23 protein-coding genes are annotated in these 26514 nt (G+C 68.7%); 17 read left to right on the forward strand and 6 right to left on the reverse strand.

All coding sequences use genetic code 11. The features are described from left to right. Positions 1-14: 14 nt before the first annotated feature. The gene (locus EV652_RS36890) at positions 15-1004 is read right to left on the reverse strand and encodes a helix-turn-helix domain-containing protein (protein WP_132214297.1); all 990 of its coding nucleotides are present in this window, start codon (positions 1002-1004) and stop codon (positions 15-17) included. 1285 nt (positions 1005-2289) lie between these two features. On the opposite strand from EV652_RS36890, the gene EV652_RS36895 reads away from it, so the two are divergent. From EV652_RS36895 to EV652_RS36960, 14 genes are all read left to right on the forward strand, one after another. After that, the gene (locus EV652_RS36895) at positions 2290-3156 is read left to right on the forward strand and encodes an ABC transporter permease (RefSeq protein WP_132214299.1); all 867 of its coding nucleotides are present in this window, start codon (positions 2290-2292) and stop codon (positions 3154-3156) included. Positions 3157-3172: 16 nt separating this feature from the next. After that, positions 3173-3961: an ABC transporter ATP-binding protein gene (locus EV652_RS36900; RefSeq protein ID WP_242002225.1), complete on the forward strand. Its 789-nt coding sequence runs from the start codon at positions 3173-3175 to the stop codon at positions 3959-3961. A gap of 2 nt (positions 3962-3963) precedes the next feature. Then, positions 3964-5070, forward strand: coding sequence for a glycosyltransferase family 4 protein (locus EV652_RS36905; protein WP_132214301.1), 1107 nt, complete (start codon positions 3964-3966; stop codon positions 5068-5070). Continuing rightward, positions 5067-6386: a glycosyltransferase gene (locus EV652_RS36910; RefSeq protein ID WP_242002226.1), complete on the forward strand. Its 1320-nt coding sequence runs from the start codon at positions 5067-5069 to the stop codon at positions 6384-6386. Before EV652_RS36905 ends, EV652_RS36910 begins: the two co-directional genes overlap by 4 nt. After that, positions 6383-7159 (forward strand): hypothetical protein, encoded by a 777-nt coding sequence (locus EV652_RS36915; RefSeq protein ID WP_132214303.1) that lies wholly within the window; start codon positions 6383-6385, stop codon positions 7157-7159. The genes EV652_RS36910 and EV652_RS36915 overlap by 4 nt, the downstream gene beginning before the upstream one ends. Before the next feature lie 4 nt (positions 7160-7163). Then, positions 7164-8351, forward strand: a complete 1188-nt coding sequence (locus tag EV652_RS36920) for a hypothetical protein (RefSeq protein WP_132214305.1) — start codon at positions 7164-7166, stop codon at positions 8349-8351. Next, positions 8348-8959 carry an acyltransferase gene (locus EV652_RS36925; protein ID WP_132214307.1) on the forward strand — a complete coding sequence of 204 codons (612 nt, stop codon included), beginning with the start codon at positions 8348-8350 and terminating at the stop codon, positions 8957-8959. Before EV652_RS36920 ends, EV652_RS36925 begins: the two co-directional genes overlap by 4 nt. Continuing rightward, entirely contained in the window at positions 8956-10047 is a 1092-nt protein-coding gene (locus tag EV652_RS36930) for a DegT/DnrJ/EryC1/StrS family aminotransferase (protein ID WP_158441448.1), read from the forward strand. Before EV652_RS36925 ends, EV652_RS36930 begins: the two co-directional genes overlap by 4 nt. A 1-nt stretch (position 10048) precedes the next feature. Beyond that, positions 10049-11056: a Gfo/Idh/MocA family protein gene (locus EV652_RS36935; RefSeq protein WP_132214311.1), complete on the forward strand. Its 1008-nt coding sequence runs from the start codon at positions 10049-10051 to the stop codon at positions 11054-11056. Continuing rightward, positions 11053-12111 carry a non-hydrolyzing UDP-N-acetylglucosamine 2-epimerase gene (wecB, locus tag EV652_RS36940; protein WP_132214313.1) on the forward strand — a complete coding sequence of 353 codons (1059 nt, stop codon included), beginning with the start codon at positions 11053-11055 and terminating at the stop codon, positions 12109-12111. The genes EV652_RS36935 and wecB overlap by 4 nt, the downstream gene beginning before the upstream one ends. Positions 12112-12205: 94 nt before the next feature. Continuing rightward, positions 12206-13360, forward strand: a complete 1155-nt coding sequence (locus EV652_RS36945; protein WP_158441430.1) for an acyltransferase family protein — start codon at positions 12206-12208, stop codon at positions 13358-13360. Between the two features lie 25 nt (positions 13361-13385). Continuing rightward, positions 13386-14687, forward strand: coding sequence for a nucleotide sugar dehydrogenase (locus tag EV652_RS36950; protein ID WP_132214317.1), 1302 nt, complete (start codon positions 13386-13388; stop codon positions 14685-14687). Continuing rightward, entirely contained in the window at positions 14684-17284 is a 2601-nt protein-coding gene (locus EV652_RS36955; RefSeq protein ID WP_132214319.1) for a glycosyltransferase family 4 protein, read from the forward strand. The genes EV652_RS36950 and EV652_RS36955 overlap by 4 nt, the downstream gene beginning before the upstream one ends. A 1-nt stretch (position 17285) precedes the next feature. After that, positions 17286-18443 carry a glycosyltransferase gene (locus tag EV652_RS36960; RefSeq protein ID WP_132214321.1) on the forward strand — a complete coding sequence of 386 codons (1158 nt, stop codon included), beginning with the start codon at positions 17286-17288 and terminating at the stop codon, positions 18441-18443. Positions 18444-18519: 76 nt separating this feature from the next. Here the strand turns inward: EV652_RS36960 and EV652_RS36965 are convergent, their stop codons facing one another. Further along, on the reverse strand, positions 18520-20460 hold the full coding sequence (locus tag EV652_RS36965) for a CocE/NonD family hydrolase (RefSeq protein WP_132214323.1): 1941 nt from the start codon (positions 20458-20460) through the stop codon (positions 18520-18522). Between the two features lie 437 nt (positions 20461-20897). Here EV652_RS36965 and EV652_RS36970 point away from each other — a divergent pair, with 437 nt between their 5' ends. Continuing rightward, positions 20898-21689 (forward strand): hypothetical protein, encoded by a 792-nt coding sequence (locus EV652_RS36970; RefSeq protein WP_242002227.1) that lies wholly within the window; start codon positions 20898-20900, stop codon positions 21687-21689. A gap of 10 nt (positions 21690-21699) precedes the next feature. Here the strand turns inward: EV652_RS36970 and EV652_RS36975 are convergent, their stop codons facing one another. Next, positions 21700-22557: a helix-turn-helix transcriptional regulator gene (locus tag EV652_RS36975; RefSeq protein ID WP_132214325.1), complete on the reverse strand. Its 858-nt coding sequence runs from the start codon at positions 22555-22557 to the stop codon at positions 21700-21702. 97 nt (positions 22558-22654) lie between these two features. Here EV652_RS36975 and EV652_RS36980 point away from each other — a divergent pair, with 97 nt between their 5' ends. Continuing rightward, positions 22655-23401 carry an SDR family oxidoreductase gene (locus EV652_RS36980; protein ID WP_132214327.1) on the forward strand — a complete coding sequence of 249 codons (747 nt, stop codon included), beginning with the start codon at positions 22655-22657 and terminating at the stop codon, positions 23399-23401. 7 nt (positions 23402-23408) lie between these two features. On the opposite strand, the gene EV652_RS36985 is transcribed toward EV652_RS36980, so the two are convergent. Beyond that, on the reverse strand, positions 23409-23711 hold the full coding sequence (locus EV652_RS36985; RefSeq protein WP_132214329.1) for a helix-turn-helix domain-containing protein: 303 nt from the start codon (positions 23709-23711) through the stop codon (positions 23409-23411). A 64-nt stretch (positions 23712-23775) separates the two neighbouring features. On the opposite strand from EV652_RS36985, the gene map reads away from it, so the two are divergent. Further along, the gene (gene map, locus EV652_RS36990; protein WP_132214331.1) at positions 23776-24546 is read left to right on the forward strand and encodes a type I methionyl aminopeptidase; all 771 of its coding nucleotides are present in this window, start codon (positions 23776-23778) and stop codon (positions 24544-24546) included. Positions 24547-24577: 31 nt separating this feature from the next. Here map and EV652_RS36995 read toward each other — a convergent pair whose 3' ends face one another. Together EV652_RS36995 and EV652_RS37000 are read right to left on the reverse strand one after the other, a co-directional pair. Then, a complete protein-coding gene (locus EV652_RS36995; protein ID WP_132214333.1) occupies positions 24578-25453 on the reverse strand; it encodes an NAD(+)/NADH kinase in 876 nt (291 codons plus the stop codon). After that, positions 25450-26451, reverse strand: a complete 1002-nt coding sequence (locus EV652_RS37000) for an SPFH domain-containing protein (RefSeq protein ID WP_132214335.1) — start codon at positions 26449-26451, stop codon at positions 25450-25452. Before EV652_RS37000 ends, EV652_RS36995 begins: the two co-directional genes overlap by 4 nt. Positions 26452-26514 lie beyond the last annotated feature (63 nt).

The following is a 26514-nucleotide window of genomic DNA, read 5'->3' on the forward strand; positions in this document are numbered from 1 at the left end:
GTTGTATACGGCAACTACAGCCAGTTCTCCCGTGCGGCGTGCAGGGCGAGCTGGAAGCGGGTGCTGGCGCCGGTGCGGTTCATCAGGCGTTCGAGGTAGCGGAAGAAGGTACGGCGGCTGATGCCGAGCGTGCGCGCGATGGTGTCGTCCGCGGCACCGGTCGCGAGCAGGGCCAGCAGTCGGCGCTCGATCGGCTCGAGCCGATCGTCCTCGGCGCCGACCGAGGCGTGCAGCGGCAGCGCGTTGCGCCAGCACAGCTCGAACATGCCGATCAGCGCGGTCAGCAGGCTGCTCGGCCGGATGATCAGCAGCGACCGGTTCACATCGGTGTCGCGCACCGACATCGACACGAACGCGATCGACCCGTCGATGATGGTCAGCTTCGCCGGTACGTCGGGCAGCACCCGGGCCTGCTCACCGGCCTCCACACACGGCAGGATGTTCTCGGTCAGGTAGCCCGGCACCTCGACCGACTCCGGCGAGTACACCACCCGGTAGGAGACGCCGCGCTTGAGGTGCTCGATCTCCTCCTGGTTCGGGCCGCCGATGTAGTACGGCGGGGAGTCGATGGCGAGGATCTCCCGCTGCGCACCGCCCTTGATCTGCCGGATCCGCTCGACGATCGCGTTCCCCGTGACCACCTCGATCAGGTGCGTGGTCGACTCGTTGTGCACGGTCCGGCGGAACTCGTCGTACGCGTTCAGGACCTCGATCCGGGCCTGTTTCAGCTCGGACTCGCGGCGCAGCGTCATCGCCTCCAGACCGGCGTCCGGAGGCACCGGCAGGTACCGGGAGTGGTCCGAGCCGGACCGCCGGGCCAGGCCGGCCTGCACCAGCCCTTTGAGGGTCGCGTCGATACTCTCGGCCCGGTCCGGGACCGCCTCGTCCAGTTCGGTGATCGACGACGGGCCGGTCCGCAGCAGGTGCTGGTAGACCTTGATCTCGTCGTCGTTGAGCCCGAGCACACGTAGGTGGTCGGCACGCTCCGTGTCGGTTGTGCTCACAACCCTCGCCTCCCTTCCGAGCGCGGTCACTGTCCGCTACCGCCCCTCCAGGGTAAGGCGGGCGTTCCAGCGCAGTATGCACTGTCCGTATCGTCGTGAATGCGCCTAGCGATATTTGTTGTCCTGTCAGCATTTTTGTGCCGTGTCACCATCTGGCCACCATTTCCGCGCAGTTGTGAGCGAGAATTGAGGTCCAGCAGCCTGGCGACGGACCACCTGAGCGCCGCCAGGCTGCTGTTCCAATTCTCGCCCGAGTTCGCTGCTACGTCAGCGGAGCCCGTTTCGGTTGGGTCTCGATCCCGGCGCATCGGTGCCCTCGCACTCCCGTGCCATCACCGGCTGTGCTGGAGGGTGTACAAACTGTGCATCTCCATCGTGAGGCCGATGAGGAGGAGAGTCCGATGCGACCGGTTCCGCAGCACGCCGCCGCTCGCTTCGGCGCTGCCGTCCCCAGTGTTCCGGCGCGGCACTTTCCGCCGGAGCAACTGCCTTCCTTCACCGGCCTTGGGCCTGACCCCACATCCCCTGCGTGCTGCGCGGCACTCGGTGGCACCTGCTCGCGACTGCAGGGGATGTGGGGACAGGCCCATGGCGCGATGACCGCCGCCCTGGTCATCGTGCCGGCCGATCCGGTGTGCGCCCGGTTCGCTTCCGCCCATGGCGGACGGGTCCCCGGATCGTCGGTGATGGCCGTGTCTTCCCGGACGCGGCCTAGGCCCCGGGAGGTGCTGAGCGGAGCTCCGTGGATGGTGAGGCTGTCCATGGGGAGCGGGGACCTGATGTCCCCCGCCCGGCTCGCCCCGGCCAGGAAGCACCCCTGGGGCCCCACCGGTAACACCAGTCGCTAGGCCCACCGGCTTCACAGCCACGGTGGGATCTGTCACCCCGCCCGGGGGCAACTTCCACCCGGCGCCAGGCGTCGTACCACTGAATTGACCGCGATTTTAAGTTGATCGCTGTTGTTCGCGTGGCGTCCCCGCGAGCATGAAGCCGTTCGTGTTTTCGTGCTGTGGCAGGCGTTTTGGCCGTCGAAGGCTGTCAAATGTATATTCCGGATAACGATCGGCGAAGGGCGACCCACCGCGCAGCCGAAAGTCGGCACGTCGGAGAGCGGCACGACGTTTCGTAGCCGTCTGTACGTCGTTGCTCACTATGGAGGACCACTGTGTCGTCGGTATTGACGCCGATCCGCTACTCTGCTTCCCGGTCTGCGTGGCCCGCCGTCGTACCGGGCGGCAGCCGCCGAGCCCCAGTCGGATACCGGGCAAAGAGAGGCGTCGCCTGAATGAACGCGACTAGCGTCGACGAGGAGTTCAACCCGTCGGTGCATGTGTACGAACCGCACAAGGTCGGCCTGCCGGCGCTGCGTCCCTACTTCAAGGCGCTGTGGCAACGGCGGGAGTTCGCGGCCGAGATGTCCCGGACGAACATCCGGGCGGCCAACACCAACACCTTCTTCGGACAGGTGTGGCTGGTCCTGAACCCGCTGCTGCTGGCGGCTGTGTACTACCTGCTGGTGGACATCATCGCGGGCGGTTCCAGCAAGACCGACGGTGCGGAGCGGTTCGCCCACATGTGTGGCGGGCTGTTCGCCTTCTACTACTTCTCCGGTGCGATGACGGCCGGAGCGGCCAGCGTGGTCGGCGGCGGCAAGCTGCTGATGAACCAGTCGTTCCCGCGGATGCTGCTGCCGCTGTCCGCGGTGCGGACGGCGTTCTTCCGCTTCCTGCCGACGCTGGTCGTGTACTTCGCCATCCACCTGCTGATGCGTCAGTCGCTGCACTGGGAGATGCTGCTCGCTCCGGTCTTCCTGGTCTACCTGACGATCTTCGCGGCCGGGATGGGCATGATCTTCGCCGCCCTGCAGGTGTACTTCCGGGACACCACGAGCTTCCTGCCCTACTTCGTCCGGATCTGGCTCTACCTGTCTCCGGTGCTCTGGTTCGCCGAGGACGCACCGGACAAGTTCAAGGGATTCATCCAGTACAACCCGCTGTACGCACTGCTCGGCGGCTGGACCGACCTGCTCGTCCGCGGTGACATCCCGGCGTGGCAGATGTGGGTCGGTGGGGCGTTCTGGGCGCTCCTGGCCTTCGTCGTCGGCTCGTTGTTCTTCATGTCGAGGGAGCGTGAGTTCGTTGTCCGTCTCTGAGGCAGAGAAGAAGCGCGTGCAGAAGACCCCGTCGGGTATGCCTGCCGTCAAGGTGCAGGACGTGTCCATCACCTACCGGACCACGTTCGAGCGGGTGCCCACCTTCAAGAGCGCGCTGGTGCGGTTCGGCCGCGGCGAGCGTGCGGTCCGCGAGGTCAACGCCGTCCAGAACGTCTCCTTCGACGTCGACCACGGCACCACCATCGGCATCATCGGCGCGAACGGCGCCGGCAAGTCGACGCTGATGCGCGCGATCGCCGGCATCCTGCCGCCGACCTCGGGCCGGATCGAGGTGCACGGCCGGGTCTCCACGCTGCTGTCCCTCGGTGTCGGCTTCAACGCGGCGCTGTCCGGCCGGGAGAACGTCGTCCTGGGTGGCCTGGCCGCGGGGCTGAGCCGCAAGGAGATCCAGGCCCGGTACGAGGAGATCGCCGAGTTCGCCGAGCTCGGTGACTTCATGGAGATGCCGATGCGGACGTACTCGTCCGGCATGTTCAGCCGCCTGGCCTTCTCGGTCGCCGTCCACATGGACCCGGACATCCTGCTGATCGACGAAGCGCTGTCCGCCGGTGACGCGTCGTTCAAGACCAAGGCCGCGACCAAGATGAAGGACCTGGTCACCAACAGCCGGACGATGTTCCTGGTCAGCCACGCGATGAGCAGCGTCCGGGACCTGTGCAACGACTGCATCTGGCTGCACAAGGGCAAGGTGATGATGCGCGGTGAGCCCGACGAGGTGATCGCGGCCTACACCAAGTTCCTCCAGGTCGGTGAAAAGGAATCCGTCTCTCTCGAGGACCTTTGACCATGCCCAATTCCGGGTCACGCAGTACGGCACCGGACGTGGGGATCATCACGACCGGTCACGACGTCGCCGATGCGCGCTTGCACAAGATCACCGCGGCCCTGCAGCACCGGGGCCTGAGCGTCGAGCTCTGGGGCCTGGGCGAGGCGGCCGGTGGTCCGGCCGGCGCCGAGATCCACGCAGGCCCTCGGGGCAACCTGGTCCAGCGGCTGGCGCGCACCGCTGTGCTGCCGTGGCGGACCAAGGCCAAGGTGGTGATGACGGTCGACCCGGACATGATCCCGGTCACCCGCCTCGTCACCACCCTGCGCCGCCGCAAGATGGTCGCCGACGTGCACGAGGACTACGACCGGCTGCTCGCCGACCGGGCCTGGGCGAAGGGGCCGGCCGGTCTCCCGGCCCGGCTGATCGTCCGGGCCGGCTCCAGGCTGGCCGCCGGCGCCGACCTGACCGTGGTCGCCGACTCGCACCTCGCCCCGCACGAGGCGAAGCGGCGACTCGTCGTCCAGAACTTCCCCCACGTATCGTTCCTGGCCCCGACGCCACCGTCGGGTACGCCGCGGGCCGTGTACGTCGGGGACCTGCGGGCCAGCCGTGGTCTGTTCGACATGGTCGAGACCGTTGCCGCGGCGACCGACTGGTCACTCGACCTGATCGGCCCGGTCGCACCCTCGGACCGGGACGAGCTCGAGGTCCGGATCGAGAAACCCGATCTGGCCGGCCGGGTCCGGCTGCACGGGCGCCAGCCACCGGCCGACGCCTGGCGGATCACCCAGGGTGCCTGGGCCGGGCTGGCCATGCTCCAACCGACGCCGGCGTTCGTCGAGGCAATGCCGTCGAAGATCTACGAGTACCTCGCCAGCGGTCTTCCCGTCCTCTCGACCCGGCTGCCCCGGCAGACGAGGGTGATCGAGGAGTCCGGTGGCGGAGTCCTGGTGGACTCGGTGACCGAGGCGGCCGAGACGCTGCGGCGCTGGTCCGCGGATCCTGGTGAGCTGGAGAAACTGCGCGACCACGCGCTTCAGTGGGCGGCCGACCATCTGCCCGCGACCACGCCGTACGACGAACTGGCCGACGCGATTCTCGACTTGCTAAGAGGAAGTGAATGACCCGCCCACATATGTTGTACGTCGCCTGGGGTTTCCCGCCCTGCCGAGGCGGCGGTGTCTACCGGGCCCTGGCCACGGCCAACCGGTTCGCCGCGCTCGGCTGGAAGGTGACCGTGCTGACGGCCGAACGCGAGACCTTCCACCGGTTCACCGGTGCCGACCTCACCCTGGAGGAGCGGGTCGACCCGTCGGTCGAGGTCGTCCGGGTGCCGTTCGAGTGGCCGATCCTCGAGGCCGACCTGCGCAAGTGGTCCAAGGCCCGCGCTTCGAACCCGAAGCTGTGGAGCAAGTGGCGGACCAAGCAGGATCAGATCCCGTTCCCGGAGACCGGGTACGGGCCGTGGCGCTCGATCATCGAGAAGGCCGCCGAGCGGATCCACCAGGCGAACAAGGTCGACCTGACCGTCGCCACCGCGAACCCGCACGTCGCGTTCACCGCGGCTTACCACCTGCACAAGAAGCACAGCGTGCCGTACGTGATGGACTACCGCGACGCCTGGCTGCTGGACGTCTTCACCGGTGACCGGCTGCACGAGCCGAACAGCCGGGCGGCCAAGTGGGAGAAGAAGCTGGTCGAGTCGGCCCGCGAAGTGTGGTTCGTGAACGACCCGATCAAGGACTGGCACGAGAAGCTCTACCCGGCCCACGCCGACCGGATGCACACCGTTGCCAACGGCTTCGATCCGGATCTGGTCCCGGATACGCAGGACCGCGGCCCGGTCACCGACCGCCCGCTGGTGTTCGGGTACGTCGGCACGGTCTCGCCGAAGGTGCCGCTGGCCGAGTTCGTCCAGGGCTGGCAGATCGCCCGCTCGTCCTCGGACGAGATGGCCGGCGCGAAGGCCAAGATCCACGGCTACCTCGGGTACTACGCCCAGCCGCGGGCAGACATGCTGGCGACGATCAACAACGCCAACGACGACGGGGTCACCTACGAGGGCCCGGTCGGCAAGGCGGAGATCGCCAAGGCGTACGACGAGTTCGACGTCCAGCTGCTGATGCTCGGCAAGGGTCGCTACGTGACCAGCGGCAAGGTGTTCGAGTACCTCGCGACCGGATTGCCGGTCGTGTCGGTGCACGACCCGGAGAACGCGGCGTCCGACGTACTGCGTGGGCACCCGTTGTGGTTCCCGGTGACCGAGGTGACGGCGGAGGCGATCGCGGCCGCGCTGGTCGAGGCGGCGCACGCGGCCCGGACGGCCGACGAGGGGATCCGGGCCAAGGCGCGGGAGTTCGGTGCGTCGTACCGGCGGGACCTGCAACTGGATCCGCGGATCGAGTCGCTGGCCGCTTCGGTGAAGGGGGTCAAGGCGTGAAGAACGTCGTACTGCTGAGCACGCGCCGGCTTCCCCCGGCGTACTTCGACACCGTCCGTGCGGATCTGGGTGGAGACCCGGACCTGACGCTCGACGTGGTCGGCTGGGTCGCCCCGGCCGGGCCGGTCGCGGACAAGGTCCACAGCTTCACGTTGATCGGACCGGGCCGGATGCCGGTTGCTCCGCCGCCCGAGCCGGTGGCCGAGACCGACCCGACCGAGGAAGCTCCGGACGCCGTGATCGCCCCCGAGGCGGTCGCCGAGCCGGAAGCCGTTGTCGGTGAAGCCGAAGTTGCTCCGGCCGCGGCTGAGGTTCCTGCTGATGCGGCGGATGAGGCCGCTTCCGCTTCCGTCGCTGCCGCAGCGGAAGACGTTTCCAGCCAGGCCGGTACTTCCACCACGCCGCCTGCGGCGAAGCCGCGGCCTACTGGGGCGAAGCGGGTTGTCAAAGCTGTGCAGTGGCGGTACCGCAGGGCCCGGAAGGTCGCCGGGCGGATGTTGCCCAAGGCAATTAAGACGTCGGCGCCGGTGAAGTTCCTGCGCGGGAACCGGGCCAGCAAGGATCTCGGCAAGACCTACTGGGGCCGGATCCTGACCCGTCGCGACGTGCTGACCACGATCGAGCAGGCCGACGTCGTCGTCGCCCTGGACGCCGGTGCGATCTGGGCCGGCTGGAACCTCGGTCAACGCCGGGCCGGCACCCCGGTGGTGCTCGGGATCCCGGCCGCCCGCCGCGAGCTGGACCAGCTGAAGGCACCGGCAGGTAATGGGTGATTCGATGACGGTGTCGCGTTCGATCCGCGAGCACCTGCCGGCGCCACTCGCCCGGACCGCGGGAGCGGTCCGGCGGCGCCTGCGCGGCTTGCGGTACTCGTACGCACAGCTGCCGGCGTTCCCGCCGGTGGCGACGACCCCGGTGCGGATGCTGGTCGGACCGACCAACTCCGCCGGTCAGGGCCACGCCTGGGCACAGGCTGCCCGGACCGTGCCCGGGGTCAGCGCCGTCTCGTTCGCCCTGCACCGCAAGGGGCAGTTCCAGTTCAGGACCGACTACGGCGTCCCGCTCGCGTGGTTCGGCCAGCCTCGCTGGCAGCGCGCGCAGGAGCAGCACGTCGTCGGTTCCTACACCCACGTCCTGGTGGAGTCGCTGCGCCCGATCTTCGGTGCGCGCGGCTTCCCGGACGCCTCCGCCGACATCGCCGCGCTGCGCGCAGCCGGTGTCAACGTCGGTCTGCTCTTCCATGGCTCCGACATCCGACTGCCGAGCCGGCACGCGAAGCGCGAGCGCTGGTCGCCGTTCATCCCGGGTGACGACCTGACCGAGCGGCTGGAGTCGCAGGCCCGCCGGCACGCCGAGCTGGTCGAGAGCCTCGGCCTGCCGGTCTTCGTGTCCACGGTCGATCTCTTGGACGACGTACCCGACGCACAGTGGTTGCCGGTCGCAATCGACCCGGGTCCGTGGCAGCAGGCGGCTCGTCCGTTGTTCACCGGTGAGCGTCCGGTCGTCGTACACGTTCCGTCGAACGCGCAGCTCAAGGGCACCGACCGGATCGACGCCGTCCTGACCGAGCTGCACGACAGCGGCGTACTGGAGTACCGGCGCATCACCGGCGTACCGCACAACGGGATGCCGGCCGTCATCGGCGACGCTGACATCGTTGTAGACCAACTGAGAATCGGCCTGTACGGCGTGGCGGCGGCCGAAGCCCTGGCCGCCGGGCGGATCGTCGTCTCGTACGTCGGTGACGCCGTGCGCCAACGGGTGCGTACTCTGACTGGGCGAGAGGTGCCGATCGTGGAGGTAGACCCCGACACCCTGGGTGATGTCCTCACCGGCCTGATCGCTGATTGTGACGCCGCCGCCGAGCGGGCGGCCGCCGGCCCCGGCTACGTGACGGAGCTGCACGACGGAAGCCGCTCGGCCGAAGCACTCACCAGCTGGCTCACTTCGAAGGAGACTTTGTGACGTCCCGCATCGCGCCATCCGCTGACGTCGACGACAGCGCCCAGATCGGCGACGGTTCGTCGGTCTGGCACCTGGCCCAGATCCGCGAGAACGCGGTCCTGGGAGAGAACTGCATCGTCGGCCGCGGTGCCTATGTCGGGACCGGGGTCCGGATGGGCGACAACTGCAAGATCCAGAACTACGCGCTGGTCTACGAGCCGGCCTCGCTCGAGGACGGCGTGTTCATCGGCCCGGCCGTGGTGCTCACCAACGACTACTTCCCGCGCGCGGTCAACCCGGACGGTTCGCCCAAGAGCGGGCACGACTGGGAGCCGGTCGGTGTGACCATGAAGCAGGGCTGCTCGCTCGGTGCGCGCAGCGTCTGCGTGGCGCCGGTCACCATCGGCCGCTGGGCCACCGTCGCCGCCGGTGCGGTGGTGACCAAGGACGTGCCAGACTTCGCGCTGGTCGCCGGGGTACCGGCCCGCCGGATCAAGTGGGTCGGCAAGGCCGGCGTTCCGCTGCTCGCTGTCGGGGACGGCGAGTGGAAGTGCCCGAACACGGGCGAGATGTACATCGAAACCGACGGACGGCTGCGGCCGGCCGGTGAAGACATGGAGGAGAACTGATGGTGCAGCCGATTCCGGCCGCGAAGCCGATCATCGGGAAGGAGGAGCGCGAAGCCGTCGACCGTGTGATGCAGTCCGGGATGCTGGCCCAGGGCCCCGAGGTGGCGGCGTTCGAGCAGGAGTTCGGCGCAGCGCTGGTCTCCGGCCGGGCGTGCGTCGCGACCAACTCGGGCACGTCGGGTCTCCACCTCGGCCTGCTGGCCGCCGGCGTCGGCCCCGGTGACGAGGTCATCGTCCCGTCCTTCACCTTCGCCGCGACCGCGAACAGCGTTGCGCTGACCGGCGCCACCCCGGTGTTCGTCGACATCGAGCCGACGTACTTCTGCCTGGACCCGGTCGCGGTCGAGGCAGCGATCACCGAGAAGACCAAGGCCGTCATGCCGGTGCACCTGTTCGGTCACCCGGCCAACATGACCGCGCTGCAGGCGATCGCCGACAAGCACGGCATCCAGATCTACGAGGACGCCGCGCAGGCGCACGGCGCGACCTGGAACGGCGCCCCGGTCGGCACCTTCGGCGAGTTCGCCATGTTCAGCCTCTACCCGACCAAGAACATGACGTCCGGTGAGGGCGGTATGGACTCGGTCGCGAACCCCGAGATCGAGCGCCGGATGCGGCTGCTGCGCAACCAGGGCATGCTCAAGCAGTACGAGAACGAGCTCGTCGGCCTGAACAACCGGATGACCGACCTGCACGCGGCGATCGGCCGGGTGCAGCTTGGCAAGCTGGCCGGCTGGACCAAGCAGCGGCAGGAGAACGCGGCCTTCCTGGACGCGAACCTGCAGGGTGTCGCCGTACCGGCAGTGGCCGCCGAGGCGACCCACGTGTACCACCAGTACACGATCCGGGTGACCGAGGGCCGCGACGCCTTCGCCGACGCGCTGCGCAACGAGTACGGCGTCGGCTGTGGTGTCTACTACCCGATCCCGAACCACCGGCTGCCCTCGTTCAAGCGTGAGCTGGACCTGCCGGAGACCGAGAAGGCCGCGGCCGAGGTGCTGTCGCTGCCGGTTCACCCCTCGCTGTCCGAGGAAGACCTGAACCGGATCGTGGCCGCGGTGAACACCGTGGCGAAGGCTGGTGCGTGAGATGGCGAACCTGAAAGCCGGACTGATCGGCCTGGGCATGATGGGGCGGCACCACGCACGCGTGCTGGCCTCCCTCGAGGGCGTCGACCTGGTCGCCGTCGCCGACCCGGGTGGTGACCAGTTCGGCGTGGCCGGCGGTCGCCCGGTGTACGAGAACATCGAGCAACTGATCGCGGCCGGGATCGACTACTGCATGGTCGCGGTCCCGACCCAGTACCACGCCGAGATCGCGAGGGCGCTGGCCGAGGCCGGTGTGCACGCGATGATCGAGAAGCCGCTGGCCGGGTCCTCGGCCGAGGCGACCGAGATCGCCAAGGCGTTCGAGGCGGCCGGCGTGGTCGGCGCGGTCGGTCACATCGAGCGGTACAACCCGGCGCTGCAGGCGCTCCGGGTGCGGCTGGAGAACGGCGACCTGGGCGACATCTACCAGATCACCACCCGCCGCCAGGGCCCGTTCCCGTCCCGGATCGCCGACGTCGGCGTGGTGCTCGACCTGGCCACTCACGACATCGACCTGACCGCCTGGGTGACCCAGTCGCACTTCGCCGCGGTGTCCGCGCAGAGCGCGCACAAGAGCGGCCGGCAGTACGAGGACCTGATCGCGGTGACCGGCCGGCTCGAGGACGGCACCGTGACCAGCCACCTGGTCAACTGGCTGTCCCCGATGAAGGAGCGGCTCACCGTCGTCACCGGTGAGAAGGGCGCCTTCATCGCCGACACGCTGCTGGCCGACCTGTCCTTCCACGCCAACGGCACGGTCGCCACCGCGTGGGACGACGTCGCGCACTTCCGCGGTGTCAGCGAGGGCGACATGATCCGCTACGCGATCAGCAAGCCTGAGCCGCTGCGCACCGAGCACGAGGCGTTCCGCGACGCGGTGCTGGGCAAGGAAGCCGATATCGTCACCCTGCAGCAGGGTCTGAGCACCGTCCGGGTGGCCGAGGCCGTCATCCAGTCCGCTGCTGAGGACCGCACCATCAAGGTCGCCGGGGAGTCCGCCGAGTCATGAAGGTCCTGAGCGTCGTCGGGGCACGACCACAGTTCGTCAAGCTGGCACCGGTGGCGGAGGCGTTCGCCGCCACCGAGCACCAGCACGTGATCGTGCACACCGGCCAGCACTACGACAAGAACATGTCCGACGTGTTCTTCGCCGACCTGCGGATCCCGGCCCCGGACGTCCACCTGGGCGTCGGGTCCGGCAGCCACGGGGTCCAGACCGGCTCGATGCTGTCCGCGATGGACGCCGTACTGGACGAGCACAAGCCCGACTGGGTGCTCGTGTACGGCGACACCAACTCGACGCTGGCCGGGACGCTGTCGGCGGTGAAGATGCACCTGCCGGTGGCGCACCTGGAGGCCGGGCTGCGGTCGTTCAACCGGCGGATGCCGGAGGAGCACAATCGGGTCCTGACCGACCACGCGGCCGACATCCTGCTGGCTCCGACCCAGGTGGCGATGGACCACCTGGCGAACGAGGGCCTGTCCGACCGGGCGCGCCTGGTCGGCGACGTGATGACGGATGTGTGCTTCCGGGTCCGCGACGCGGTGACGGACGACTCGTTCACCCTGCCCGAGGGTCTGAAGCGCGGTGAGTATGTCGTCTCGACCATCCACCGGGCCGAGAACACCGACGACCCGGCCCGGCTGGCCGCGATCGTCGACGGTCTGGCGGCGGCCGGTGCGCCGGTGCTGCTGCTGGCCCACCCGCGGCTGGTCGCCAAGTGCGCCGAGCACGGGATCAAGCTCGAGCGTCCGGACGGTTCGCTGCACGTCCGGGAGCCGCTGGCCTACCCGGAGATGGTCGCGGCCGTGCTCGGCTCGGCCGGTGTGGTCACCGACTCCGGCGGCCTGCAGAAGGAAGCGTTCCTGCTCGGCCGGGTCTGCACCACGCTGCGCACCGAGACCGAATGGGTCGAGACCCTCGAGGACGGCTGGAACGTCCTCACCTCCGACGTGAGCAAGCTGCCCGAACTGGCCGCCCGGCCGGTACCGGCAGCCAACCGCCCCATGCCCTACGGAGATGGCCAGGCCGCCGGCCGAGTCGTCGCCGCCCTAGCGGAGTAACTACGTGACCAAAGCCGCCGAAGAACAGAGCCAGCCGCCCACCCCGGGCTCTCCGGGGCCGGCGGCTTCGGCTGTTACGTCCGACAACTCCGCTGTGGCGACCGACAGTGGTCCGCCGCCGGGCGCTCCGGTCAGTGCGTTCCCGGGTGAGTCCGGGGCGCCGCCGGCCGAGCCGCGCAAGTGGCTGCCGCGGGTGGAGTCGCTCACCGGTTTGCGCTGGTGGGCGGCGTTCTTCGTTTTCGCCCACCACATGACCAACCTGGCGCCGCTGCCGGTCTGGAAGTTCCTGAAGTACGGGACGTCCGGGGTGACGTTCTTCTTCGTGCTGTCCGGTTTCGTGCTGACCTGGTCGGCCCAGCCGGGAACGAAGATCCGCACCTTCTATCGGCGCCGGTTCGCCCGGATCTTCCCGCTGTACTTCCTCACCCTGGTCGCGGCGATCTTCGTGTTCTACCGGTTCGAGCCGCCGACCGGGATGTCGTGGATCAAGCCGGTCTCGGTCACCGTGCTGGTGCTGTCAGGGTTCCTGCTGCAGGGCTGGTCGAACAACCCGACCATCCTGTACGGCGGCAACCCGGCCGGCTGGACGCTGTCGGTCGAGGCGTTCTTCTACGCGTACTTCCCGTTCTTCTGGCGGGCCACGGAGAAGCTCAAGGTGGCCGGCGGCCTGATCCTGTGTGCCTCGGTGATCGTCCTCGGCGGGGCCTACCGGTTGGCGCTGTTCCATTGGCCCGACGTCGTACCCGTGCTGCCGCAGCCGGTCCTGCACTCGGTCGCGTTCCTGTTCGGGATCGGCCTCGCGATCACGCTGCGGTCCGGCTGGAAGCCGCGGATCCCGGTCTGGTTCGCGTTCCTGGTCACCGCCGGCGGGCTGTACACCCTGTACTACTCCGGTTTGCACCCGGCCAAGGTGCCGTTCGCGATCACCATGGGCCTGTGCCAGAAGGAAGTCCTCACGCTGCTGTACGGCTTCCTGATCTTCGCCGTCGCCTCCCGCGACATCCGGGGCGGCCGCTCCTGGCTGCGCAGCAAGCCGCTGGTCGCGCTCGGCCAGTGGTCGTACGCCTTCTACCTGGTGCACGCCACCATCCTGTACGCGATCAAGGAGTACCACGGTGTCGCCGGGCCGATCGGCTGGTCCAACCTGACCTGGTACGCCGGTGTCTGCGCCATCTCGATCCTCGCCTCGTGGCTGCTCTACAAGTTCGTCGAGCACCCGCTGGAACGGAAGCTCCGAGGCCCCCGATGAAGAATCACTACCTAGTGGAGTTCCTGTGCGTGTCAGTGTTGTTGCCTTAGGCAAGATCGGGCTGCCGTTGGCGGTCCAGTTCGCGGCCAAGGGTCATCAGGTCGTCGGCGTCGACATCAACCCGAAGACGGTCGAGCAGGTGAACGCCGGGCAGGAGCCCTTCCCGGGTGAGGCACACCTGGCCGAGCTGCTCGCCGAGACCGTGGCCGACGGCCGCCTGCGGGCGACCACGGACTACGCGGACGCCATCCCTGGCAGCGACGCGGTCGTGCTGGTGGTGCCGCTGTTCGTCGACGAGAAGACCGGTGAGCCGGAGTTCGGCTGGATGGAGGGCGCGACTCGCTCGCTGGCCGAGCACCTGAGCCCGGGCACCCTGGTCAGCTACGAGACCACCCTGCCGGTCGGCACCACCCGGAACCGGTGGAAGCCGCTGCTGGAGGAGGTCTCGGGCCTGAAGGAGGGCGAGGACTTCCACCTGGTGTTCTCGCCGGAGCGGGTGCTCACCGGCCGCGTCTTCGCGGACCTGCGCAAGTACCCGAAGCTCGTCGGCGGTCTGTCCGAGGAGGGCGCCAAGCGCGCCATCGCGTTCTACGAGGCCGTGCTGGACTTCGACGACCGCCCGGACCTGGAGCGCGGCAACGGCGTCTGGGACCTGGGGTCGGCCGAGGCGGCCGAGCTGGCGAAGCTGGCCGAGACCACCTACCGCGACGTCAACATCGGCCTGGCGAACCAGTTCGCCCGGTTCGCCGGTGAGAACGGCATCGACGTGCACCAGGTGATCGAGGCGTCGAACTCGCAGCCCTACAGCCACATCCACCGGCCCGGTATCGCGGTCGGCGGCCACTGCATCCCGGTCTACCCGCGGCTGTACCTGTGGACCGACCCGGAGGCAAGCGTTGTCCGGGCCGCCCGCGAGGCGAACCTCGGCATGCCCGACTACACCGTCGGCCTGCTCGAGGGCGCGTACGGCGACCTGGCCGGAGCCAAGGTGGTCGTGCTCGGCGCGGCGTACCGTGGTGGTGTCAAGGAGACCGCGTTCTCCGGGGTCTTCCCGGCCGTGGAGGCCCTGAAGGCCCGTGGTGCGGAGGTGTCCGTGCACGACCCGCTCTACACCGACGAGGAACTCCAGCAGCTCGGCTTCACGCCGTACGCGCTGGGTGCGCCGGTGGACGCGGCTGTGCTGCAGGCTGACCACGCGGAGTACGCGCAGCTGACCCCGGCCGAGCTGCCGGGCGTGAAGGTGCTCGTGGACGGCCGTGACCGCACTGACCCGGCTCGTTGGGCGGGCGTGCGCCGGATTGTGATCGGAAGGTCGGTTCGACAGTGACGACTGCCGACCTGCGGGTCGTGATGATGGTCGCAAACGACGTCACCAACGACAGTCGGGTCCGCAAGGAGGCCGCGGCACTGGCCGAGACCGGAGCAGAAGTGACTGTGCTCGGAGTCTCGGCGAGCGGTCTGCCGTCGAGGGAGATGCTCGACGGCGCGCTGATCGTCCGGGTGGCGGTTCCGTTCAGCCTGCGGGAGGAGCGGAAGCGGAGCCGTAAGGCTCGCCGGGACTGGCGGCCGCCCTTGGTGGGATACAAGCACAGGTCGACGTACGTCGCCCGCAGCCAGCGGATCCAGGCCGAGCTGAAGGAGCTGAAGGCCGACTCTGGTCATGCCGTCGTGGCGGCCAAGTCGGGCCAGGGCAATCCGCTCAAGTTCAAGGCCGGCGTGGCCACCCGGTTGCTGCGCAAGTCCCGCTGGCAGGCCGCGAAGAAGGCGACCTGGGTGCGCAAGGGTGTCGGCAACAAGGCCGACGCGCCCTTCAAGTTCAGCTGGCGCGCGTACGACGGGGTGATCCACCGGCTGCCCTGGCCGGCGCCGTGGCGCAAGCTGCACCCCGAGGCGCTGGACCTCGAGATCGCCTTCGGTGACCTGATCGATCGCCTCGAGCCGGACGTGGTGCACGCGCACGACATGCACGTGATCGGTGTCGCCACCCGCGCCGCCGGCCGGGCCAAGCTGCGCGGCAAGCACCTGAAGGTCGTCTACGACGCGCACGAGTACGTCGCCGGCCTGTCCCGGTACGGCGCTCGCACCCGCCGGTCGATCGCGGCGTGGGCCAACCACGAGCGCGAGTACATCGGCCAGGCGGACCGGGTGATCACGGTCAGCCCGGCGATCGCGCGGACGCTGCAGCAGGAGCACAAGCTCGGCCACGAGCCCACGGTGATCATGAACACGCCGAACCCGGCGGACGTGTCGGTCGAGGTGTCCGACATCCGCAGCCGGATCGGCCTGCGCGCCGAGGTGCCGCTGCTGGTCTACAGCGGTGGTGTCACCCGTGCCCGCGGTATCCACACCGCCGTCCAGGCGCTGGTGGATCTGCCGGACGCGCACCTGGCCGTCGTGTGTGTGCCCGGTGTCGCGACGGACGCAGTACGGGCGCTGCAGGCTCAGGCTGCGGCACTCGAGGTACAGGACCGGTTGCACTGCCTCGACCCGGTGAAGCCGGACGAGGTGGTCGCGTTCCTGCGGACGGCGGATGTCGGGCTGATCCCGATCCTGCGCTACCCGAGTCACGAGATGTCGCTGCCGAACAAGCTGTTCGAGTACGCCTTCGCCGGTCTGCCGGTGGTGGTCAGCGACATGCCGAGCATGAAGGAGTTCGTCGACCGGACCCGGATCGGCGAGGTGTTCGTCGCGGCCGACGCGCACGATCTCGCCTCGAAGGTGCGCACGGTCCTCGGTGACCTGGACACCTATCGCGAGCGGGTGGCCGACCCTGGCTACCAGCAGGAGGTCTCCTGGTCCGGACAGGCGGAGAAGCTGCGCGGTCTGTACGGCGAGCTGGTCGGCCGTCAACTGGAGGTCATCCAGCCCGGTGGCCGGCCGGTCAAGGCGCAGCGCCGGTTGCTGCTCGGTCCGGTCAACAGTGCCGGCCAGGCCTGGCTGTGGGCGACCGCGCTCGAGCGTGAGGTGCCCGATATCAAGGCCGAGTCGCTGACCACGGGCAGCGGCGCGTTCGACTTCCGGGTGCACCGCACGGGGACGTACCGCCAGTACCGGTCCGACCTGCGCTGGCAGCTGGAGCTGACGGCGTACACGTTGCGCGAGGTCACCCACGTGCTGTTCGAGGCCGGCCGGCCGATGTTCGGGCAGCAGCGCGGTCAGATGTGGACGAACGACGTACCGATGCTGGACCAGGCGGGGATCAAGCACGGCCTGGTCTTCCACGGGTCGGAGATCCGCGACCCGGCGCAGCACCGGGCCCAGTACAAGTGGTCGCCGTTCCGGAACGCCGACGACGAGCTGACCGTTCGTCTGCAAGCTGCGAACGACCTGATGCGCACGCACCTGGAGGACTACGAGGGGACGGTGTTCGTCACCACGCCGGACCTGCTGGAGTTCGTCGACAACGGCATCTGGCTGCCGCTGACCGTCGACACCGAGGAGTTCAACTCCTCCGCGCCGGTGCTGGAGCGCGAGGTGCCGGTGGTGCTGCACGCGCCGTCGGCCAGTGCGTTGAAGGGGTCGGCGTACGTCGACCCGGTGCTCACGGACCTGGATGCGCGGGGCCTGATCAAGTACCAGCGGGTCCGGGGCGTCCCGCACTCCGAGCTCGCCGAGATGGTGCGCAACGCCGACATCGTGGTCGACCAGCTGCTGCTCGGCTCGTACGGCGTCTTCGCCTGCGAGGCGATGGCGGCCGGCCGGGTCACGGTCGGGCACATCGCGGACCCGGTCCGCGACCTGCTGCCGACCGACCTGCCGATCGCGGAGGCGACCCCGGACGACCTGTCCGAGGTGATCGAGCGGCTGGTCGCCGAGCGCGACTCGGCCCGCAAGATCGCCGACGCCGGTCCGGAGTACGTCCGCGAACTGCACGACGGACACAAGTCCGTTGAGGTGCTATTACCGTTCCTCGACGGCAGGTGACATGCGGGTTCTGATGATCGCGCAGTCCCCGATCGCCGGGGACTCGCGGATCCTGCGGGAGGCCACGGCTCTGGTCGCGGCCGGTCACGAGGTTCATGTGATCGGCCGTGATGTCCCGGACGGCTTCGAAGTCGGTCCGGGGGTCACGGTCGAGTCCGTCTCCCGCTCGGCCGGACTGCGGGGCACTAACGGTGGTCCCGCGGTCGGCCACGGCCGGAACGGGCCCAAGGTGCTGATCCAGCGGTTCGGCCGGTGGCTGCTGCTGCCGGAGCACCGCAACCGGACCGAGAAGCAGTGGCGGACCGCGGCGGCTCCTGTCGTGGCCGCCGCCGGCCCGTTCGATGTAGTCCACGCGCACGACTTCAACACCCTCGAGCTTGCGGCTGCTTATGCCGAAGAGTGGTCGGCGGCGTTGGTCTACGACACACATGAGCTGTGGTTCGACCGCGCTTTGCCTGGTCGGCCGACGCCGTTGTGGCGGGCCCGTGGGCGGCGGTTCGAGGTTTCCCTTGCCAGTAAGGCGCGCTTCGTCATCACGGTGTCCGACGGCATCGCGCGCCGGCTGCACGAACGTGGGTTGGCTGACGTTCGCGTCGTACGCAACACCTTCCCGCGGGCTGACGACGTACCGCCGGCGCCGGACCGGCCGGAGGGTCTGCTGTACGCCGGTCGCGTCGGGGCTGGGCGTGATCTGCCGACGGTGGTGGCCGCGGCGCGTCAGTTGGCGCCGTTCCGGACCGTGCTGATGGGGTCGGTGGATCCGAACTACCGACTGGATCTCGGGCCGGTGGAGACGGTGGCGGAGCGGTCCATCGACGAGGTGGACGACACGCTCCGCTCGTACGGCATCTCGCTCGTCACGTTGACGAACACCTGCGAGAACCACCGATTGGCGCTACCGAACAAGCTCTTCCACGCGGTCCGCGCCGGGGTCCCGGTCGTCGCGGCAGACCTGCCGGAGATGCGTGCAGTCGTTACGCAGTACAAGCTCGGAACCCTTTACACATCAGGCGATTCGGCGTCGCTGACCGCAGCCGTCCGCGAGCTGATCGACAACTACACCACGTACACCGACGGCATCCGCTCAGCCGCCGCAGACCTCAACTGGGAAGCCGACTCGGCCACTCTAGTAGCCGCCTATTCAGAGCTTGCGCGCTGACTCAACCCAGCCGACTCCTCTTACTGACCCGCCCGCCCCGGCCGAAAGCCGGGGCGGGCGGGCTCTTTCGTAGTAGTTAGCGAGAAGCCTCGACCATCTGGCGCATCAGCTCGACCGGATCCTTCTCCGGCTCGGGCTGGGCTAGTTGGGTGGAGGGGATGCGGGACTGCGGGACCTCAGCGGTCTGCAGTGCCGCGGTGTAGCCGGTCAGCGGCAGGGTCAGCGAGGACCGCGCCGGGTCCAGTGTGACGGTCGCGCCGGTGAACGGGATGGACGGGTTGTCCGGTTCGACCGTGAGGACGAGACCGAGCCGGTGGCCGGCCGCGAACACCACGTCGTCCGCGTTTAGCTCGAAACTCAGGTCGTACCACGTGCCGGACTGCAGTGATTCCTTGGAATACAAGGACTTGTAGTGCCCGACATCCGCCAGCGTTCGCACCACCACCGATGTGTCCGACACCGCCGTGTTGATCTGCGTGTCGGCGTAGCAGCCGGTGTCGGCCTGGTTCCCGTCACCCCAGCACACACTGGTGTCCGGGACGTTGGTGACGTTCGTGTAGCGGTTCGCCGTACCGTAGTCGACCAACCGCGCCTTGATGCCTGCGGCAACTTTGTTGACCTTGGCCCGCACGGACACCTTGCCTGTGCCGGTGATCCGGACCGCCTTCTCCAGTTCGTCGCTCAGGAACACCGCGCGATCCGGCCGAGCGGTGGTCGGATCGAGTACGACGCTGTCCTGGGACGGATCGTCGGTCCCGGTGAAGCTGACCGGGTCAGTGGACGCCGTGGCGATCGAGAGTCCACCGGTGTTGGCGCCGGACGCGTTGCTGAGCTTCAACGTGGTCTGCCGCGCCCCGACGGCGGGCCAGCGCGGCTCGTCGTAGAAGGTGCCGTCCTCACGCTGGACGGTCGCCTGCGGAGTCTGCATGACGCCGTTCTGCAGGCCCTGCAGCCAGTAGTCGAACCATGGGTGCAGCTTGTTCACCCACTCGTCGCGGAAGCTGAAGCCGTCCAGGTGGACGCCCTGGTGCAGGAAGATCTTCCGCGGCACGTTGTAGCGGGCCAGCTGGTCCCACCACTCACCGAAGTGCCGGGTCTTCACGTTCTCGTCGCCGAGGCCGTGCACGACGTACACACTGGAGTGCACGTTGCGCGCGTCCAGGTTGTAGTTCCGCGGATCCCACCAGTTGCTGTAGCTGCCGGTGCGAGTGTCGGAGTCCTGCTCGATCTCGTTGGTCAGCTCTACGCAGCGCGGTGACGCGTCGTTGCTGACGTAGTCGTGCAGGAAGCCCATGTACTCGTCGTAGAAGGGCACTCCGAAGCTGCGGGTGTAGTCGTACCAGCTGGAGATCGCGGCGATCGGGACGATGGTCTCCAGGCCGCGGACGCCGGTGCTGGCGACCGAGTTGGCGATGGTGCCGTTCCAGGAGACACCGATCATGCCGGCCTTCCCGGTGGACCAGTCGGCCCTGGCGCTGCTGCCGTCGGCGTTGTAGCCGGGCACCCGGTTGTTCAGCCAGTCGATCACGGCCTTGGTGCCGCGTACCTCCAGGTCCGCGCCGACGTCACTGCAGCCGGTCGAGCGGAATGTGCCGGGCATGTCGACGAACGCAACGGCGTACCCGCGTGGCACGAAGTAGTTGTCCAGCCAGCTGCCGAACACCTGGCGCACGCCGTTGCCGTCGAAGTAGGCCTTGTTGTCCTGGGCGTAGTACGGCGACGCCTGGATGATCACCGGGACGTCGACGCCGGCCTGAGCCGCTTCGCCGGGCCGGATCACATCGACGGTGATCCGGTCGGTGATCCCGTTGGCGTCCCCGTCGAGCTTGGGTACGTCGACCTCGATCCGCTCGTGGATCGCGTTGTCGTAGTCGTAGGCCGCGACCGTGGTCGTGCCCTGGACGAACGGTTTGGCCGGTACGGCGGTTGGTCCGGCGGTCGCGGTCAGCGAGGCCAGTGGGGCCAGCGCGGCGACGACCAGAAGGGTGATCCCGGTCCGGAACCGTGTTCTGCGCATACGTGTCTCTCCCCTGTGGGCGGTGGGTGGGACACACCTCAGCCCTCCCTCGACAGGGCCGTTGTGGTGGACCGCACCTTACGCAGAACCGGACTCCTTGTCTGCACAGATCTCACCCGCGCGATCACTTCCTGTACACAACACGGGAAAAACTTCGCGAGTGATCTCCGCATCTAGCTGCGTAGGGCACGTAACCAGAGGGAGCGTGGGGCACGCGTGGCGACGGCTGACGGTGGCGGGGTTCGGAGTGGCTCTGCCCGCAACTTCTCGGGCACGCGCTGCATCGAGGTGAGCGAGACCGGCTGACAAGGGGAGGACCAGATATGTGGCGACGGATGACGGGCGTGGGGTGTGGTGCTGTCCTTTCGCTGGGGGCGGTGATGGCACCGGCCGCGGAAGCCGCGGTGACAGCGCCTTGTACGACGTGGGTCGGGTCTGTGACGTCTGCGGGCGCGCAGACCTTCAAGGCGGTCAGCGCGACTGCTCCGCCGTCGCTCACGCGCTCGACCACGAGTGCGGGTGTGTATGCGCCCGGGCAGGTGCGGATCGCGAGTCACTTCGAGGACTACCCCAAGTCCGGTGCCGGGAGTGTGCGAGCCGGTTACGTGGTGATCGGAGACGCGCTGTACCACTCGGCGTACGCCGTCGACGGCACCGACAACGTCGAGCCGCCGGGGCCCAGCCTGCAGCGGATCGGCGGTGGCTGGTCCAACTTCAGCCTGGTCGAGTGGTCGGCCTACGACGCCGGCGCCGTCGGGCCGCGGACGGAGCTGTACGGGCTCCGCAAGGACGGCGTGCTGGTCCGCTGGCACCAGCAGGACAACGGGTGGCGCAGTACCGGCTCGTACCCTGGCTTCGGCGCGGTCAAGACGATGACGCTGATCAGCAAGCAGCCGACGTACGACACCTTCCTGGCGAACACCAAGGGCGGCGCGCTCTACACCATCCGGATCCCGGTGACGTCTCCGATGAAGCCCGTGGTGAAGTCGGTCCGAACCCGGACCTGGCAGGGCTTCGAAACCCTGACCGCGTCCAAGTGCGGCCAGTACGGCACGCTTCTCCTGGGCATCGACAAGGACACCAAGACAGGCTTCCTGTACGCCGTCGGCCGCGCGAACGGCACGTCCACGGTGATCAAGGGCCTCGGCCAGGTCTCCACCACCTTCCCCGACCCGGTGGACTTCCGCTGGTCCCCACCCAGCTTCGCCGACAACCTGAACGGGGAGTAGCCCGACTCCGCTACTTCCGCCGGGCTCCCAAGCTCCAGTCCGACCTGCCCGAGGGTGATTGAGTCGCGAGGAGGGTTTCCAGGGCGGCTTGGGTGGGTGGGTCGGCTGGGGTGTACGTCATGACGTATTGGCCGTCGTCGCCGGGGAGTTGGAGGGACTCGAGGGAGAAGGTGAGGCGGCCGGCGGTCGGGTGGTGCAGGACCTTGGGGCAGTGGGCCGGGGCGGCGACGTCGTGGGAGGTCCAGAACCGGGCGAACTCCGGGCTGGCGGCGGTGAGGTCGTCGACCAACGCCGCCAGCTCCGGGTCGGTGGTGTAATCCGCCGACGCGCGCCGGAGATGGGCGACCGCGGCCCAGGCCACTGCTTCCCAGTCCTCGTAGAACGTCCGTGCTGCCGGATCGAGGAAGTACAGCCGGACCAGGTTGCGCTCGGCCGGTTCGAGGGCGGCGAAGTCGGTGACGACGGCAGCGGCACCCGGGTTCCAGGCCAGCACGTTGCCGAGCCGGTCGACCACGATCGCCGGGACATCGCGGAGCGCGCTGAGCAGCGCTTCCAATTGCGGACGTACGACGGCAAGCGGCGCCCGCGGGCGTGGAGCCGGACCGGCCAGCGAGCGCAGATGCTCCCGCTCGGCCGCAGTCAGTCTGAGCGCGTCGGCAACAGCCGTCAGGACGGCGTCCGACGCGTTGTCGGCGCGACCCTGCTCCAGCCGGACGTAGTAGTCGACGCTGACGTTGGCCAGCACGGCGACCTCTTCGCGACGCAGGCCGGCGACACGGCGGTCGCGGCCGGGTGGCAGGCCGACGTCCTGGGGGCGGACGCGGGCCCGCCGGGTCTGCAGGAACTCGCCGAGCTGGGGACGCACCACTCAAGTATTCCTGGCCGGACAAGGACCTGGGTGGTACTGCCAAACCTAGGAAGAAGCGACCCTTCTGAGGCGTCCCCGCCCGCCGGAGGGTGGGCGCATGACAACCTCACGTATCGCCCTCGTCACCGGCGCCGCCAGCGGGATCGGCGCCGCCATCGCCACCCGGCTCGCCGCCGACGGCGCTTCGGTCGCCTTGCTGGCTCGCCGCCGCGACCGCCTGGAGAAGCTCGCCGCCCAGATCTCGGAGTCCGGCGGTACGGCGCTCGTCGTACCAGCCGATGTGACCGACCCCGAAGAGGTCGCCCAGGCGGCGGACCTCGTGCAGGACCGCTTCGGCGACCTCGATCTGCTGGTCAACAACGCCGGGATGATGAAGGTCGTCCCGTTCGGCGACGGGTCCGCCGCGGACTGGCGTCGTACCGTCGACGTGAACCTGGCCGGCGTCCTGACCGTCACGCACGTGTTCCTCCCGGCGCTGAAACGGTCGGCCACGACCAGGACCACCGACCTGATCAACGTGTCGTCGCTCGCCGCCGACCGCTTCATGCCAGGGATGGCGGCATACGGCGCCTCGAAGGCGGGCGTGAGCTACCTGACCCGGGCGCTGAGACAGGAGCTCGCCAGTGAGGGAATCCGGGTGACCAACGTCGAGCCCGGGATGATCGACGGCACCGAACTCGCGGACCAGTTTCCCGAGGAACTGCGGACGATGGTCGACGAGCTCCGCACCAGCCTGCCCGCCGTACCGCCGTCGGAGGTCGCCGAGCTGATCGCGTACGTCGTCGGTCGCCCACGCGAGGTGAACCTGCCAGACCTGATCATCCAGCCGTCGAAGGAGATCTAGGTGAGACTTACGAGGCCAACTGCTCTCGTGTGTTGTGACCAGGGGTGGTCGGTTCGGCACCGGGTTCGGGCGGGTTGATCTCAGCCCACACTGCATCGAGGGAGAGGCCGAGGACATCGGCGATCGCAGCGATGGTCGGGAAGGCAGGGGTCGCGACCCGGCCCGTCTCGATCTTCCGGAGGGTCTCCGGTGAGACGCGTGCGTCGAGCGCGGTCTCGAGCATCGAGCGCTCTCCCCGGGCGCGACGCAGGAGGGCGCCGAGGCGCTGTCCGCGCTCGACCTCTGCGGGAGTGAGCGGCAATCTGACCATGGGACCGATTCTAGCACCGGGATAGTATGGCCGGTATAGTTATTGGTTGCGAGAAGGGTGCCGCATGATCGAGATCCTGAACCCCGCCGAACTGGCCCGAGCAAAGGACACGGGTGCGCTGGTCGCCGGCATCTTGCAGACACTGAAGCGCCGTAGCGCGGTCGGCACGAACCTCCTGGACATCGACCGGTGGGCCGAGACCATGATCGCCGAGGCCGGAGCGCAGTCCTGCTACGTCGACTACGAGGCGTCCTTCGGCCGCGGGCCGTTCGGCCACTACATCTGCACGGCCGTCAACGACGCCGTGCTCCACGGAATGCCCTACGACTACACGCTTGCCGACGGCGACCTGCTGACACTCGACCTCGCCGTCTCCCAAGGCGGAGTCGCTGCAGACTCGGCGATCAGCTTCATCGTGGGCGAATCGAAGCCGCCGGAGAGCGTCGCGATGATCGACGCGACCGAACGCGCGCTGTCCGCCGGGATCGCCGCGGCCGGCCCCGGAGCTCGCATCGGTGACATCTCCCATGCCATCGGCTCCGTCCTCAGTGAGGCTGAGTACCCGATCAACACCGAGTTCGGAGGTCATGGCATCGGATCGACGATGCACCAGGACCCGCACGTTTCGAACACCGGGCGACCCGGCCGTGGATACACACTGCGCCCTGGGCTGTTGCTCGCACTGGAGCCGTGGGTGATGGCGGACACCGCTGAACTCGTCACCGATGCCGACGGATGGACGCTCCGAAGTGCGACCGGCTGCCGGACAGCACACAGCGAGCACACGATCGCCATCACCAACGACGGAGCCGAAATCCTCACCCTGCCGAAGTAGGTGCGGCTGTGAGCTCGGAGCGACCCTGACTCTAGGCAACGAGGTGCAGCTTGACCTGGGCGACGCCGACCTCGACGCGCTGACCCCAGCCGACCGCCAGGGTGTCGGACTCCATCCCGTCGCCGAAGACCACGAGGTCGGACTCGGCCGTGATCGTCAACGTGTCGGGAGCCTTCACCAGGCCTTCGGTGTTGTCGGTCCCGGTCGCCGGTGACGGCCACGCCTCGCGGACGAACCAGCACAGCGCCGGATCGGTCGGCGACGGGAGGGCCAGCGGGCTCCGCCGTTCCTGCCAGGCCGACCGGCACCAGCCCGTCGAACCCGTACCGGTGCCGACCAGGATTCCCGACGAGGACTGCCTCTCCGCCAGGCTGTCCGGCGAGCTCAGCCGGTAGCGCGCGGACTGGTGTGTGTGGTGTCCGATGTAGACCTCGTTCAGTGCGATCAGCTGCTGTCCGTCATCGGTGCTGGCGGCAACCATCGTGCGCTCCACGACGTGCCGCTCGTGCAGCAGTTCGGCGATCGCGGCCGGTTCGTGCGGCACGAGCACGCCGGGATTCCGGGCCGGCTCGGGATTGATCCCGATCACCGGCTGGCCGTCGAGGTACTTCGCCACGTTCGCGACCAGACCGTCCTGGCCGACCGCGATCACCACGTCCTCCGGCCCGAACCCGAACCGGTCCAGGTCATTGCGCTCAGCAACAGCACGCCGCCAGTCCAGTGGGATCGCGGCCGACACCATCGCCAGCGCATCCTGCTGGGCTTGGTGCCGGGCGTCGAGCTCGGCCAGATCGCGGCCGCGGCCGGCCAGGAAGAAGCCGGCCTGCTGCCGCGTCCCGTGCCGGGCGACCAACTCGGTCAGCTCGGTCGCCCGGTGCACCAGCACCGCCCGGGGTGGCAGGCTCATCGTGCCGCCTGGCCATTGGTCAGCTTGCTCAGCAGCGGGGTGAGCAGGTCCGGAGTCAGATTGAGCGTCCCGATCTCCGGCAGGGCGCCCTGTTTGATCGCCATCGCGAGGATCGTCCCCTGGTCAAGCTCGGCGTACGCGTCCAGCATCGCCTTCTCCGCGGCGGCTTCGGCGGCGCCGATCACCCGCTTGGCATCTGCCTCTGCCTCACTCAGCGCCCGCTTGCGACCCGCGGCGGCGGCAGTCTCGATCTGCCCGGCCGCGGCCACCTCGGTCGCCCGGAGACGCTCGTTCTGACCGCGCTGGTTGACCAACTGCTCCTCGCGCCGGGCCAGCTCGATCTGGTTCTGCAGCTCGTTCTCCGCGATCGACCGCTCCCGCTCGACCGCCATCGCCCGCCGCTCGTACGTCGCCTTGTCCGCTGCCTGCTGCACCATCTCCCGGGTGGGAGTCTGCAGCGCCTTCTCCACATCCCGCTCAGCCCGTACGGCGACCACGCGGACGTCCTCGACGCCGATGCCCAGACCGGTGAGTCGCTGATCCGCGCGCAGCCCGGTGCCGACCGCCTGACGGAGCGCAGTCATGCCCTCGGACAGCGCCTCGGTCAGGCTCATCCGGGCCAGCAGGTCGAGTGCCGTCTGCTGCGCCAGCTCGGTCAGCAGACCACCGATCTGCTCCAGCGGCGTGGCCCGCCACAGCCCGGTGTCGGGGTCGATGCCGAAGTCGAGTCGGACCGCGGCCAGCCCGGGGTCGGTCATCCGGTAGGCGACGGTGGCCTGGACGGCGACGTCCTGGAAGTCCTGCGTCCGGCCGTGGAACAGCAGCGGCTGCTCGCGGTCGTCGATCGGGATCTCGCTCAGCGACGAGTTCATCGCGCGGAACCAGAACGCCTGGCCGGCCCCGTCGTGTACCAGCTTGCCGTTGCGCAGATGCCGCACGTGGGTGGTCGGGTTGGCCCGCAGGTGGCTGATGAAGCGGAACCGGGTGATGTCTGCCATCGGTCGTTCTCCTCTTTGTCGTCGATCTGACGATAAGGGGTAAGATCGCTTTTCGTCAAGGTG

Source organism: Kribbella steppae, assembly GCF_004342025.1.
In the GTDB taxonomy this organism is placed as follows: domain Bacteria; phylum Actinomycetota; class Actinomycetes; order Propionibacteriales; family Kribbellaceae; genus Kribbella; species Kribbella steppae.

Excerpts from the sequence above, each read along its gene's own strand:
- EV652_RS36965 (WP_132214323.1), bottom strand. The coding sequence starts at position 20,460 with ATGCGCAGAACACGGTTCCGGACCGGGATCACCCTTCTGGTCGTCGCC.
- EV652_RS36980 (WP_132214327.1), top strand. The coding sequence starts at position 22,655 with ATGACAACCTCACGTATCGCCCTCGTCACCGGCGCCGCCAGCGGGATC.
- wecB (WP_132214313.1), top strand. The coding sequence starts at position 11,053 with ATGAAGGTCCTGAGCGTCGTCGGGGCACGACCACAGTTCGTCAAGCTG.
- EV652_RS36905 (WP_132214301.1), top strand. The coding sequence starts at position 3,964 with ATGCCCAATTCCGGGTCACGCAGTACGGCACCGGACGTGGGGATCATC.
- EV652_RS36960 (WP_132214321.1), top strand. The coding sequence starts at position 17,286 with ATGCGGGTTCTGATGATCGCGCAGTCCCCGATCGCCGGGGACTCGCGG.
- EV652_RS36920 (WP_132214305.1), top strand. The coding sequence starts at position 7,164 with ATGACGGTGTCGCGTTCGATCCGCGAGCACCTGCCGGCGCCACTCGCC.
- EV652_RS36895 (WP_132214299.1), top strand. The coding sequence starts at position 2,290 with ATGAACGCGACTAGCGTCGACGAGGAGTTCAACCCGTCGGTGCATGTG.
- EV652_RS37000 (WP_132214335.1), bottom strand. The coding sequence starts at position 26,451 with ATGGCAGACATCACCCGGTTCCGCTTCATCAGCCACCTGCGGGCCAAC.
- map (WP_132214331.1), top strand. The coding sequence starts at position 23,776 with ATGATCGAGATCCTGAACCCCGCCGAACTGGCCCGAGCAAAGGACACG.
- EV652_RS36985 (WP_132214329.1), bottom strand. The coding sequence starts at position 23,711 with ATGGTCAGATTGCCGCTCACTCCCGCAGAGGTCGAGCGCGGACAGCGC.
- EV652_RS36910 (WP_242002226.1), top strand. The coding sequence starts at position 5,067 with ATGACCCGCCCACATATGTTGTACGTCGCCTGGGGTTTCCCGCCCTGC.
- EV652_RS36935 (WP_132214311.1), top strand. The coding sequence starts at position 10,049 with ATGGCGAACCTGAAAGCCGGACTGATCGGCCTGGGCATGATGGGGCGG.
- EV652_RS36995 (WP_132214333.1), bottom strand. The coding sequence starts at position 25,453 with ATGAGCCTGCCACCCCGGGCGGTGCTGGTGCACCGGGCGACCGAGCTG.